The following is a 12476-nucleotide window of genomic DNA, read 5'->3' as shown; positions in this document are numbered from 1 at the left end:
ACAATGGCAATTGAACACCTGAAACGCGGCAAACCCGAGGCTGACCGGGCCGACGACGATGCCAAAACCCGCGCCGTTGTCGAGGCAACGCTGAAGGACATCGAAACCCGAGGCGATACCGCAGTTCGCGAGTTGTCGGAGAAATTCGACAGCTACTCGCCCGAAAGCTTTCGCCTGAGCCAGCAACAGATCGACGATCTGATTGCGTCTTTGTCCGAGCGTGAACTGGCCGATATCAAATTCGCCCAGAAGCAGGTGATGAATTTCGCCCAGGCGCAGCGCGACTCGATGCTGGATATCGAGATTGAAACCCTGCCCGGCGTGATCCTGGGGCACAAGAATATCCCGGTGCAGTCCGTAGGCTGCTACGTGCCCGGTGGCAAGTTCCCGATGGTCGCTTCGGCGCATATGTCGGTAGCAACAGCAAAGGTTGCGGGTGTTCCCCGGATCATCGCCTGCACGCCGCCATTTCAGGGTAAGCCGAACGCGGCCGTAATCGCGGCGATGCATCTGGGCGGTGCGCATGAGATTTATGTCATGGGCGGCATTCAGGCGATTGGCGCCATGGCGATTGGTACCGAAACCATCGATTCGGTTCACATGCTGGTTGGACCCGGCAATGCCTTTGTTGCCGAAGCCAAGCGCCAGCTGTTTGGCCGCGTCGGTATCGATCTTTTCGCGGGTCCGACCGAGACGATGGTCATCGCCGATGAGACCGCAGCCGATGCCGAGCTTTGCGCCACCGATCTGCTGGGGCAGGCCGAGCATGGCTATAACAGCCCCTGCGTTCTGGTCACCAACTCGCGCAAGCTGGCCGAAGACACGCTGAGCGAGATCGACCGTATCCTCGGCATCCTGCCCACCGCCGGTACCGCCAAGGTCAGTTGGGAGGAATATGGCGAGGTCATCGTCTGCGATACCTATGACGAGATGCTGCAAGTCGCTGATGACATCGCGTCCGAGCATGTTCAGGTCATGACCGACCGCGATGACTGGTTCCTGGAAAACATGACCTGCTACGGCGCGCTTTTCCTCGGGCCACGCACCAACGTGGCCAATGGCGACAAGGTGATCGGCACCAACCACACACTGCCAACCAAGAAAGCCGGGCGTTATACCGGCGGCCTCTGGGTGGGCAAGTTTCTGAAAACCCACAGCTATCAGAAGGTTCTGACGGACGAGGCCGCAACAATGGTCGGCGAATACGGTTCGCGGCTTTGCATGCTGGAAGGTTTTGTCGGCCACGCCGAACAGTGCAACATCCGCGTCCGCCGTTTTGGCGGCATCAACGTGCCATATGGCGAGGGTGCTGTGTATCGCGAGACGGCCGAGGCCTCCTGACAGGCGCGGCGGAAATCGCTGTCAAACCAGCGCCCGGGGTTGGCCCGGGCGTCACGGAATTTCTGAAGTAAGCAGTAAAAGCAATGCGAGATTTCGCAATGGACAAACACTCTACCCACAAGGCCCTGATCGCGCCTCTGCGCGAGGCCATGTACAACTTCGATGAAACCGGCGTTCGCGCGGCATTGGGTGCGGTGATCGCGCCGGATGCCATCGTTCACATGCCGCACCCGTTTGGTGACCTAACCGGACCGCAGGAACTCTATGACACTTGCTACGCGCCGCTGCTGAGATCCATGCCCGATCTGGAGCGTCGTGACTGGATCGTCATGGGTGGCCGGACCGAACAGGGCAATGATTGGGTCGGCTGTGGCGGCCACTACGTTGGCACCTTCGTCGCCCCCTGGCTGGACATCCCGCCGACGGGGCATTTGACCCATATGCGGTTCCACGAATTCTACCGCTTCGAAGGCGACAAGGTTGTGGAAATCCAGACGCTCTGGGACATCCCCGAAGTGATGATGCAGGCCAAGGCCTGGCCGATGGCTCCGTCACTGGGGCTGGAGTTCTGTATTCCCGGCCCTGCGACGCTCGACGGGATGGTGCCAGGTCCGTGGGATGGTGCGAAGTCAAACACCTCATGCGCCCATATCGTCGACATGTTGGACCATCTGAAGAAACACCCCAGCCAGGGTGGGCCTGAAGTGATGGAGATGGAGAAGTTCTGGCATCCGCGCATGAACTGGTACGGCCCCGCCGGGATTGGAACCGGGCGCGGCATCGCGGGTTTCCGCAACTGGCACCAGATCCCCTTTCTGAACGGTATGCCCGACCGCGGCAAATACGTCGATGAAATCACCTACCACTTCTTTGGCGATGGTGATTATGCCGCCGTGACCGGTTGGCCGGACATGATCCAGACCGTCACGCATGATGGCTGGATGGGCATTGCGCCGTCCGGCAAGCGGATCACCATGCGCAGCCTTGATTTCTGGCGGCTCGAGGATGGCCTGATCCGCGAAAACTGGGTGATGGTCGATCTGCTGGACGCCTACCGCCAACTGGGCGTAGATGTCTTTGCCCGCCTGCGCGAGTTCAACAAGGCACGTGTTCCGGGCACAATTCCGTTCCCGGTCGGCGAGGTCTGATATGCCCCAATTCCCCAGCACCCCAAGTTTCAGTCTGAGCGGCAAGCGCGCTCTGGTCGCCGGCGCCTCATCTGGCATCGGCATGGCCTGCGCTGTAGCCCTTGCGGAACATGGTGCTGAGGTCACATTGGCAGCGCGCCGCGTTGGCGCGTTGCAAGACATCGCGAATGAGATGTCAGCGCGCGGATGGTCAGCCAAGACACTTGGGCTGGACGTCTCGGACGTTGCAGCCACTGCCGCGGGCGTGGCGCAAAACGGACCTTTCGACATTTTGCTGAACTCGGCCGGGCTTGCCCGCCACAGCAAGGCCGTGGACACGCAACCGGATGATTTTGACGCCGTCATGGGCGTTAATGTCAAAGGGGCCTATTTCCTGACCCAAGCCGTTGCCAAAGGGTTGTTAGAAGCCGGCCGCCCCGGTTCGCTGATCAACATCTCAAGCCAGATGGGTCATGTCGGGGGCCGCGAACGCGCCGTGTACTGCGCGTCGAAATTCGCGGTCGAGGGGTTTTCCAAGGCGATGGCACTGGAGTTCGGGGCCGCAAAAATCCGCGTTAACACCATCTGCCCCACATTCATACTGACCGACCTGACCAGGTCCACGTTCGACGATCCGGACAAACGAACCTGGATTCTGGACAAGATCAAGCTGGGCCGCCCGGGTGAGATTGAGGACATTATGGGGGCGGTGGTCTACCTGGCGTCGGAGGCATCGGCCTTGGTGACCGGCACGGCGCTGATGGTTGACGGGGGTTGGACGGCGGACTGATGGCGACACACAAGGTTACATCACTGGAAGTCGCCCGCCTCGCAGGGGTCAGCCAGTCTGCGGTCAGCCGGGTTTTCACCCCTGGTGCATCGGCATCAAAGAAAACCGTGGAAAAGGTGCGCAAGGCCGCCAAGGAACTGGGGTATCGCCCGAACGTTCTGGCCCGCGCCGTGGTGTCTGGGAAAAGCCGGATCATCGGGCTTGTTGTCGCCTATCTGAACAATCAGTTCTACCCCGAAGCGCTTGAAAAACTGACAAACACGCTGCAGGAGCGTGGGTACCACGTGCTGATTTTCATGGCCTCGCATCAGGCTGGAAATATCGACAACGTGGTCGAGGAAATACTCGATTTTCAGGTCGACGGGATCATCGCGGCCTCGGTTGCACTGTCGTCGGATCTGTCCGACCGCTGCCGAACCGCAGGCGTACCGATGGTGCTTTTCAATCGGGCGCAAGACGATACTGCCATGTCGTCAGTTACGTCCGACAACGTGGCCGGAGGACGAAAGGCCGCCGAGTTCCTGTTGGCCGGCGGGCACCAAAAGATTGGTTACATCGCCGGATGGGAAGGTGCTTCGACCCAGAGGGATCGCGAAGCAGGGTTCGTGGCGGCCTTGAAGGAGGCTGGGGTCACGCTGCACGCCCGCGAAGTCGGGAATTTTGTGGCCGAAGAAGCCCGGCAAGCGACGCTTAAGATGTTCAACTCCGATGCGCCTGATGCGGTGTTTGTCGCCAACGATCACATGGCCATTTCCGTGATGGACACGCTGCGGTTCGAGTTGGGTTTGAATGTTCCGGGCGACGTTTCGGTCATCGGATATGACGATGTCGCCGTGGCGTCATGGCCGGCGTACAACCTGACTACCATTCGCCAACCCGCCAACCGCATGGTTGCTGAGACCGTCGATATTCTGCTCAGCAAAATCGAAGATCCTGATGTCAGTCCGCGCCGGGTCGAGATTGACGGACCTCTTATTGTTCGCGGCTCGGCCCGCATACCTGAAGGATGGAAGACATGAAGGGGTTTGATCCCAAATTCAAAGACTTTCCCGATTACATCATCGGCATCACCAAGGAGATCTGGGAGGATCGCGGCATAGCCACGCTGCATCACTATTACGCGCCGGACATCGTGGTGCGCTCGCCTGGATCGGTTGTGGTTGGCAATCAGGGCGTTATCGCCGCCACGATGGCCACCCTTGCAGAGTTCCCCGACCGTACGCTTCTGGGCGAGGATGTGATCTGGTCCGGAACCCCGGAAGAAGGGATGCTGTCCTCGCACCGGTTGCTGTCAACGGCGACCCATCTGGGCGATGGCGTTTACGGTAAAGCGACCGGGAAAAAGCTGGTTTACCGAATTCTTGCCGATTGCCACGCCATCAACAACCAGATCAACGACGAATGGCTGATCCGCGACCAGAGCGCGATTGTCCAGCAGATGGGCTGGGATCCCAAGGAATACGCCCGAGACCTGATCGCCCGTGAAGGTGGGCCAGACGCCTGCGTGCAACCCTACACGCCCGCAAATGACAAGCCCGGCCCTTACAAAGGGCATGGAAATGACAACGAGTGGGGTCAGAAATACGCGGATATCCTGAACCGTATCATGAATGCCGACATGGGTGCGATCGAGGCAGAGTATGACCGCGCCGTCCTTTCGGAATATCCCGGCGGCACCACAGGACACAGCTGGGGTCCGGTGGACCGGTTCTGGATGGGCCTGCGCGCCTCGTTCCCGAATGCAGAATTCAAGATTCAGCACCAGATTGGCCGCGACGATCCGGTAATGCCGCCGCGCGCCGCGATCCGTTGGACGCTGCACGGCAAGCACGACGGCTGGGGCGTCTTTGGCGTTCCAACCGGGGTCGAGGTCTTTGTTCTGGGTATCAGCCAGGCCGAGTTCGGCCCTTGGGGTCTGCGCAGGGAATACACCCTTTTTGACGAAACATCGATCTGGAAGCAGATCCTTTTGAAAACCGGCGATCTCTAGCATGCCGTGCCGTATCTCAAATCTGGATGCCGGGCAGGCGATGCGGCGGTACCACGCCCACCGCGCCAGCCTGCGCGCCCGGCGGCTGAACAATCGCCCGCCGGGTGGAACGGTTTGATCCGATCAAACCCCCGCAAAAGGAAGAAAGATATGAGTACCATCGAAAGCCGCATTGTCCGCTATGGCGAGCTGAAACCCTGCAAAACTGCATTTATCGACGCCCATACGCCGGGCTCGGACCAGAAAGAAAACTTTACCATCATCGGCGGCGGGGTCAGCGAAAGCCCGGACCAGCACGTCCACATCACCGACAAGATCGGGTTCAACATCGGCGCAGCGGGGCAGCCCCCGAAATGCCGCAACTCGCTGCACAGCCACACCACGGCCGAGGTTTTCTTTGTTGCCAAAGGCCGGTGGCGGTTCTTCTGGGGCCGTTATGGCACTGCAGGCGAGTTCATCGCCGAGGAAGGTGACATCTTCAACATCCCGACGGGCATCTTCCGCGGCTTCGAGAATGTGGGCCAGGACTATGGGATGATCATGTCGATGCTGGGTGGCGACGATGCCGGTGGCGGCGTGACCTGGGCACCGCAGGTGATCGAGGACGCACAGGCACACGGTTTGATGCTGGGCAATAACGGTGTTCTGTACGACCGCAAGAAGGGCGAGGACCTGCCGCACAACGTCCAGCCTATGCCGCTGCTGACCGAAGAAGAACTGAAAGCGTACCCCGAGGTTCCCGTCGACGCGGTGATCGGCAAGTATGTCGCCCGCTACTGGGACCTGATGGCACTGGCGGCGAACAAGCCGGCGGTTGTGATCGGCGAAAAGGGCCTGATCAAGGACAAGCCCGGATTCGAGGTTGATTTTCTGACACGCGGCTCGGCCGTGACCGAGGCGGTCGTGGCTGAAAAACCGGTCGTATTGATGCCCGCAAGCGGTCACTGGCGCATCCGGATCAACGATGTTGAGACCACCCTGTCGAACGGCGACACTGCCTTGGCCTTGCCCGGCGAAAGCTACAGCGCCGAGCCTTCGATGACCGGCGAGGCGGGCCTGTACCGGATCACTGCAACCGATGATCCGGCCGGGGCGACCTGGACGGGTGCTTAATGGTGCCAGCGCGCGTTCCCCTTCCGGTTGGGGCGTGCAGAATGAACCCTGCGTCGGGCACCCGTCCCGGCGCGGGACTGAGTTTCGAAGGGAGATGAACAAATGACCCGCATATCAACCACCCACGTGGGAAGCCTGCCGCGCAGTCAGGAGGTCGTGGACTTCATCTTCGCACGCGAGCGGGAGGAGCCGTTCGATCAGGCCGAATTTGACACCTGCATGACCGCAGCCGTGTCCGAAACCGTGCGCAAACAGGCGGCGGCCGGGATTGATATCGTATCGGACGGTGAAACTTCGAAAATCTCGTACGCCACCTATGTCAAGGATCGCTACACCGGCTTTTCCGGTGACAGCCCGCGCAACGCGCCAGCGGACCTCAAGATGTTCCCGGGCTTTCTGCAGCGGCTGGCGAATGACGGCGGAACCCCGCAATATGCCCGGCCCATGTGCGTGGGCGAGGTGCGTTCAAAAGGGCAGGATGAGTTGCAGAAGGATATTGCCAATCTCAAGGCGGCGATGGCCGAACACGGGGTGGCGCGCGGCTTCATGAACGCGGCCAGCCCCGGGGTGATATCCCTGTTCCTGCAAAACGACTTTTACCCAACGCGCGAGGCCTATCTGGCAGCGCTGGCCGACGTGATGAAGACGGAATACGAAACCATTGTTGGTGCGGGTCTTGATCTGCAACTGGATTGCCCCGATCTTGCTCTGTCGAGGCATATGCTGTTCACCGATCTGTCCGACGATGAGTTCCTGAAAATCGCCAACATGCATGTCGAGGCGCTGAACCACGCGTTGCAGGATGTGCCGGCCGACAAGGTGCGCGTTCACATTTGCTGGGGCAATTACGAAGGTCCGCATTGCTGCGATATCGGCATGGACAAGGTGTTTTCGACATTGATGTCGACAAAGTCGCGCTATGTGCTGTTCGAAACCTCGAACCCGCGCCATGCCCACGAATGGACCGTGTTTCGTGACCGCAAAGCCGAAATTCCAGCCGACAAGATTCTGGTGCCGGGCGTCGTCGACACCACGACGAACTTTGTCGAACATCCCGAACTGATCGCGCAGCGGGTTGAACGCTTTGCGGATATCGTAGGGGGCGACCGGGTGATAGCGGGATCGGATTGCGGCTTTGGCACTTTTGCCGGCTTCGGCGCGGTCGACCCGGACATAGCCTATGCCAAGCTGGGCGCGCTTGCCGAAGGGGCCGCATTGGTCAAATGACGCCACTTGTTCTGTTGCCTGGGATGATGTGTGACGCGCGACTTTTCAGCGCCCAAATCGCGGCTTTGTCGGGCAGGGTTCCAATTCTGACTGCGCCAATCGGGGGCCATGACACGATGGCGGCTCTTGCCAAAGACGTGCTGGCCTGCGCGCCGCAACGGTTTGCTGTGGCGGGGCTCTCAATGGGCGGTATCGTGGCTATGGAAATCCTGCGGCAGGCACCGGACCGTGTGGTGGACCTGGCGATGATGGACACCAACCATTTGGCCGAAACGGATGAGGTCAAAGCCAGGCGCGGTCCGCAGATAGCCGCTGTCGAACGAGGAGACCTGCGCATCGTGATGGCGGACGAGATGAAACCCAACTATCTGACCGATGGCCCGGACAAAGCTGCAATTCTGAACCTTTGCATGGATATGGCAGAGGGTCTTGGTCCCGATGTCTTTGTCAATCAATCCAAAGCGTTGCGAGATCGGCCAGACCAAAGCGAAACGCTGCAAAGCTTCAACGGTGAAGCCCTTGTTCTTTGTGGGCGCGACGATGCCTTATGTCCGGTATCGCGGCACGAAATGATGCACGCGTTGATGCCGCAGAGCCGGCTCGAGGTTATCGAACGGGCTGGTCATCTGCCGACTTTGGAACGACCGCAACAAACCACGGCGGCTCTGACCCGCTGGCTGGAGGCGATATGAAGAAGTCCCTGCTGGACCTGCTGAAAAAGGTCGATACCCCCACGGTTTGCAACGCCATCGAAGTGGCGCAGGGCAAACGTGGGTTCAATGATTTCACCCGGGGCACCATGTTGTGCTCTGATCCCGATGCGGGCGCGATGGTAGGATATGCACGCACCGCGAAGATTGCCGCCGTGAACCCGCCGACCGAGGCTCCGGAGGTGATCCGAAAGCGCCGGATGGACTACTACCGGCACATGGCTTCGGGGACCGGTCCGGTCGTGACCGTGGTCGAGGATACGGATTACCCGCATTGCATCGGCGCCTATTGGGGTGAGATCAACACCACGATCCACAAGGGTTTTGGCATCAGTGGCGCATTAACCAACGGGGTTATGCGCGACCTCGGCGATTTGCCCGACGGGTTTCCGGTTGTGGCGGGTTCGGTCGGGCCAAGCCACGGTTTCGTGCACGTGAAAGAGGTTGGAACGGAGGTGTCGATCTTCGGACTTTCAATCAGGGACGGGGACCTTGTGCATGCAGACCGGCATGGCGCATTGGTTGTTCCGCCCGAGGTGGTGGACGTGCTTGAACAGGCGATCATCAAGTTACTTGAAACTGAGAAGCTGATCCTGGTGCCCGCGCGTCAATCAGGGTTCGATTTCGACGTTTTTGAAAAAGCGTGGGCGGCGTTTGAAGCCTCTCGAACCTAGGAGGCGCAAGGGACGGGTTATCCGTCCGTGTCACCTTGAGCAGATGTGCGTTAGCCGACGGTTGTTTCATCAAGCCATTTCAAGGCATCGCTCACGTCATTTGTATGCTCTCCGCCCGTGACCGTTTGCAAAACGGCACGAAGATCGGAAGTGGGAATGCCAGCTCGACCGTATTTTTGGCAGTGCTTGACATAGTCCAATGCCGTTCGAAGTTCGAACATCTTTGCATTCTGTTGTCGCGCGACCTCCAAAGCCACACGAAACTCGTTTTCAGCGACCCCATTCTCTGAAGATGCGAGGGCATAGACCCGTTCCGTCTCAGCTTGGGCCCATCCCTCATTGGTCAGGCCGTGGTGTTTGCGTGCTTCGGCGAGGCAATCCAGCGCACCTTCCCGGTCGCCGGATTTCAGCGTGAGCTCTGCAATCAAGGTAAGAAAGAACGGCTTGTAGTTTCCCGCGCCGCTGGCCCACCATGCTTCTGACGCCTTGCGCAATGCGTGGATCGTTTCCGGCTGGGGCGAAACATGGGCATCCACCCAACTTCGCCAGAGGGATGCCGTCAAAGACATGAATGTGAAGGAGTGCCTGGAGGAAAGCTGCTCAAGTTGATCAGCAACCTCGATAACCTGTTCCGGTTCGCGGCGCAGAAGATGAAGCATGCACAGGTAGGTCAGCGACTGCGCGATGCTGTGGGCGTGCTGAAGGTCCTTTGCAGCGGCGACCGCTTTTTCCTGGACTTCAAGCGCCTTGTCCGGCGCACCACGCATCCAGATCGCAAGGCTTAGGAAACATGAGGTAATCGCTGCGTGGTCCGATCCGTAAATAAACGCCAGATGCCCATCGCGTTCCCGGCTGTAGAGTTCCAGCGCCTTGCTCAGATGCGCGTAGGCCGGGTCTAGTTCCCCGATATGAAATAGTACCGCGCCCATCGCCCGGTGCGCCACCATTTGATGTTGCGTCTGGCCAGTCGAATGCGCCAGATCCAGCAATTGCCCAGCAACATTTCTGGCCAAATCATACTCGGCACGCACCAAATGAAAGGAATACAAACCGTTCAAAACCGGGAACAAGTGTTCTGTCTCTTCAACGCGTTCACAAAGGTCGCGTATTCTTGAGTAGACAGAACCGGTTTCATCAGCGGCAATACCAGCCGTTGATCGCAAAACACCTGCCCTGAGAACCTGTATCTCGATTTCTTTTCGGTCCCGATCGGTGCTTTGGCTCAGTTCCGCCAACTGCTCAATCGCCAGGGACAATTGTGTACCTGCCTCGATGTTGGCAGATCGTTGAACCGCGCGCTGGCCCGCAAGATGCCGGTAGTCGATTGCTTCCTTGTTCATGCCCGCCATCGTGTAGTGGTGTGCCAGAATTTCCGGGCTGGCATCACCCGTATGAACCTCCTTGTCTTCCAGTCTTCGGGCAACACGAGCGTGCAAAACACGGCGTTCGCTTTTCAGAAGACTGTTGTAGGCGGTGTCGCGAATAAGCGCGTGACGGTAACTGAAGGTTTCATGATCATCGGCATCAGAAACCGTAACGATCCCTGCATCCAGCAGAAGCTCCAATCCCGCGCGCAACGCGGTATCTTCAATACGGGCCACCTTGGCGATCAACGGATACGAAAACTGAGGTCCGATGACAGCTCCGATCTGGGCCACTTCCTTGGCCGAACTCAACCGGTCAAGGCGCGCCATCAGCGCATCGTGCAAGGCGCTGGGAATCGAGTTCGCCGGAGAAACCAGACCCATTGAATACGTGTCTGTTCCTTCGGTCAAACCGCCGGATTCCAGAATGTCTTTTGTTACTTCTTCCACGTATAGAGGCACACCGTCGGATCTGGCCGCAACCACCTCATACATCTCGTCCGAGATCGGCTGGCCTTTGGCGACTTCATCCACAATGTTCTTGACCTGATGGAAATCCAACTGCTTCAAAACCACTTTCGAAAGATTTGATTGCAGCGCCCAGCCCGGGTCGAACTCGGGTCTGAATGTCATGACAACAAGCACCGGAATGTCATGAATCCGGTCCACGATCCGATCCAGCAACAGTTTGGTCGTCGGATCAATCCAATGCGCATCCTCGAACAGGAACAGCAGCGGCTTTTCCCCGGCCACTGCCGTCAGATTGCTCAGCAGCATTTCCAGCGTCTGCTCCATGAGATGCTGCGGAGTCAGATTCAACGGGCCCAATTGATCTTCAAATGGAACCGACAGAAGCGACGCTGCCAATTTCAATGCATGGTCAGACTGATCGCCAAGAACGGCAGAGATTTTTTTGAGTTTTACGTCGCTTGAATCGTCGGAACGGAGTCCCGCCGCAATTTTGAGTTGGCGAATGACAGGATAAAACGCACTTGCGTAATGGTAAGGCGAACACTGGTATCGAGCTTGAGTGTGCGGCACCCCCGCAATACTCTGTCGTAATTCCTCAACCAATCGCGACTTGCCAATTCCAGGCTCGCCTGACACCAGCACAACCTGTCCCTTACCGCTCGTGGCCAACTGCCACTTTTCGTTCAGGGTCTCAAACTCTGCGGTGCGGCCGACCAAAGGCTTGAGCAACTCGTCATCCAAGGCCAAAAAGCGGCTGACGGTTTCCCGCGTTCCGGTAACCTGCCAGGCTTCAACCTCCCTGGCGAAACCCTTGAGTTTGAATGCGCCGCGCAGAACGTAGTTGAAAGCGTCGCCCGCCAATTGTTGCGTGCTAGGAGCGACGATCAGCGTTCCCGGGTCCGCCATAGTCTGCAGACGGGCGGCCAGATTGGGCGTCTCGCCCATGGCGGTTCCATCCTCAAACATTTTTTCGCCGCGCAAATCACCAACGACGACCAATCCGGTCGCTATCCCTATTCTGACATTCAGTTTCGCGTGGGTGCGGATATCCGGCACTTCCTGGATAATGCGAAGCCCCGCACGAACGGCACGCTCTGCATCATCTTCATGGGCGTGAGGAAACCCGAAAAAGACCATGATTCCATCGCCATAATAACTTGCAATATGGCCGTCAAAGGCCGCAACGGACGCAGCGCATGTTTCCTTGAAAAGCCGAAGTACCTCCGCCAGATCTTCGGGATCGACGCGCTGGGCAATTTCAGTTGACCCGACCAGATCGATGAACATTACGGTAAGCTGCCGGCGCTCGGCCACGATTGTCGGGCCGTCAGGACCCTTGGGCTGGCTTTGCCCGGCCTCTGCATCGACACGAACCGCTTTCAGGAAACGCCGTCTCGGACCAAGGGGAAGTCCGATCGTGACAAGATCCTGGTCCGTTAATTCGGATAGATCGCTTAGCTCGATTTCATGCTCGGCAAAGGCCTTGGCGTACTTGGTCAAACTGTGTTTCTCAAGCCAAAGCGCAATATCGGACATTCGATGGTTTCACTTGCCGTCTTGGCAGGGCGCAATGTCTGCGCTCCAACAACAGGCATCTCCCTGTTAGCTTAGCTTTCAACACACTCGTTACAATTTACGGTGACATCCTAGGAAATATTCTTTCAATGAA

10 protein-coding genes are annotated in these 12476 nt (G+C 58.5%); 9 read left to right on the top strand and 1 reads right to left on the bottom strand.

Going from position 1 to position 12476, the window contains the following annotated elements:
* Positions 1 to 3: 3 nt before the first annotated feature.
* The 9 genes from hisD (at position 4) to ACR1XU_RS14790 (ending at position 8972) form a co-directional block, all read left to right on the top strand.
* Positions 4 to 1341 (top strand): histidinol dehydrogenase, encoded by a 1338-nt coding sequence (gene hisD / locus ACR1XU_RS14830; protein ID WP_170463825.1) that lies wholly within the window; start codon positions 4 to 6, stop codon positions 1339 to 1341.
* Positions 1342 to 1439: 98 nt separating this feature from the next.
* Positions 1440 to 2489, top strand: a complete 1050-nt coding sequence (locus ACR1XU_RS14825) for an ester cyclase (protein ID WP_480908297.1) — start codon at positions 1440 to 1442, stop codon at positions 2487 to 2489.
* A 1-nt stretch (position 2490) separates the two neighbouring features.
* Positions 2491 to 3258: an SDR family NAD(P)-dependent oxidoreductase gene (locus ACR1XU_RS14820; protein WP_480908299.1), complete on the top strand. Its 768-nt coding sequence runs from the start codon at positions 2491 to 2493 to the stop codon at positions 3256 to 3258.
* Positions 3258 to 4277 (top strand): LacI family DNA-binding transcriptional regulator, encoded by a 1020-nt coding sequence (locus tag ACR1XU_RS14815; RefSeq protein WP_170817123.1) that lies wholly within the window; start codon positions 3258 to 3260, stop codon positions 4275 to 4277. The genes ACR1XU_RS14820 and ACR1XU_RS14815 overlap by 1 nt, the downstream gene beginning before the upstream one ends.
* Complete coding sequence (locus ACR1XU_RS14810) at positions 4274 to 5248, top strand: nuclear transport factor 2 family protein (RefSeq protein WP_480908301.1); 975 nt, start codon at positions 4274 to 4276, stop codon at positions 5246 to 5248. The genes ACR1XU_RS14815 and ACR1XU_RS14810 overlap by 4 nt, the downstream gene beginning before the upstream one ends.
* A 150-nt stretch (positions 5249 to 5398) precedes the next feature.
* On the top strand, positions 5399 to 6361 hold the full coding sequence (locus ACR1XU_RS14805; RefSeq protein WP_170611497.1) for a cupin domain-containing protein: 963 nt from the start codon (positions 5399 to 5401) through the stop codon (positions 6359 to 6361).
* A gap of 102 nt (positions 6362 to 6463) precedes the next feature.
* Complete coding sequence (locus ACR1XU_RS14800; RefSeq protein ID WP_480908303.1) at positions 6464 to 7588, top strand: cobalamin-independent methionine synthase II family protein; 1125 nt, start codon at positions 6464 to 6466, stop codon at positions 7586 to 7588.
* Entirely contained in the window at positions 7585 to 8280 is a 696-nt protein-coding gene (locus ACR1XU_RS14795; protein ID WP_480908305.1) for an alpha/beta fold hydrolase, read from the top strand. The genes ACR1XU_RS14800 and ACR1XU_RS14795 overlap by 4 nt, the downstream gene beginning before the upstream one ends.
* Positions 8277 to 8972 (top strand): RraA family protein, encoded by a 696-nt coding sequence (locus tag ACR1XU_RS14790; protein WP_480908306.1) that lies wholly within the window; start codon positions 8277 to 8279, stop codon positions 8970 to 8972. Before ACR1XU_RS14795 ends, ACR1XU_RS14790 begins: the two co-directional genes overlap by 4 nt.
* A gap of 50 nt (positions 8973 to 9022) precedes the next feature.
* Here ACR1XU_RS14790 and ACR1XU_RS14785 read toward each other — a convergent pair whose 3' ends face one another.
* Positions 9023 to 12343 carry an ATP-binding protein gene (locus ACR1XU_RS14785; protein WP_480908308.1) on the bottom strand — a complete coding sequence of 1107 codons (3321 nt, stop codon included), beginning with the start codon at positions 12341 to 12343 and terminating at the stop codon, positions 9023 to 9025.
* Between the last annotated feature and the right edge of the window lie 133 nt (positions 12344 to 12476).

This window comes from Ruegeria sp. D1(2025) (assembly GCF_056536425.1).
The sequence above is the reverse complement of the archived record's forward strand: the minus strand, read 5'-3'. Positions and strand labels throughout refer to the sequence as shown.

Coding starts and splice junctions, on each gene's coding strand:
- hisD (WP_170463825.1), top strand. CDS start 4: ATGGCAATTGAACACCTGAAACGCGGCAAACCCGAGGCTGACCGGGCC.
- ACR1XU_RS14825 (WP_480908297.1), top strand. CDS start 1,440: ATGGACAAACACTCTACCCACAAGGCCCTGATCGCGCCTCTGCGCGAG.
- ACR1XU_RS14820 (WP_480908299.1), top strand. CDS start 2,491: ATGCCCCAATTCCCCAGCACCCCAAGTTTCAGTCTGAGCGGCAAGCGC.
- ACR1XU_RS14815 (WP_170817123.1), top strand. CDS start 3,258: ATGGCGACACACAAGGTTACATCACTGGAAGTCGCCCGCCTCGCAGGG.
- ACR1XU_RS14810 (WP_480908301.1), top strand. CDS start 4,274: ATGAAGGGGTTTGATCCCAAATTCAAAGACTTTCCCGATTACATCATC.
- ACR1XU_RS14805 (WP_170611497.1), top strand. CDS start 5,399: ATGAGTACCATCGAAAGCCGCATTGTCCGCTATGGCGAGCTGAAACCC.
- ACR1XU_RS14800 (WP_480908303.1), top strand. CDS start 6,464: ATGACCCGCATATCAACCACCCACGTGGGAAGCCTGCCGCGCAGTCAG.
- ACR1XU_RS14795 (WP_480908305.1), top strand. CDS start 7,585: ATGACGCCACTTGTTCTGTTGCCTGGGATGATGTGTGACGCGCGACTT.
- ACR1XU_RS14790 (WP_480908306.1), top strand. CDS start 8,277: ATGAAGAAGTCCCTGCTGGACCTGCTGAAAAAGGTCGATACCCCCACG.
- ACR1XU_RS14785 (WP_480908308.1), bottom strand. CDS start 12,343: ATGTCCGATATTGCGCTTTGGCTTGAGAAACACAGTTTGACCAAGTAC.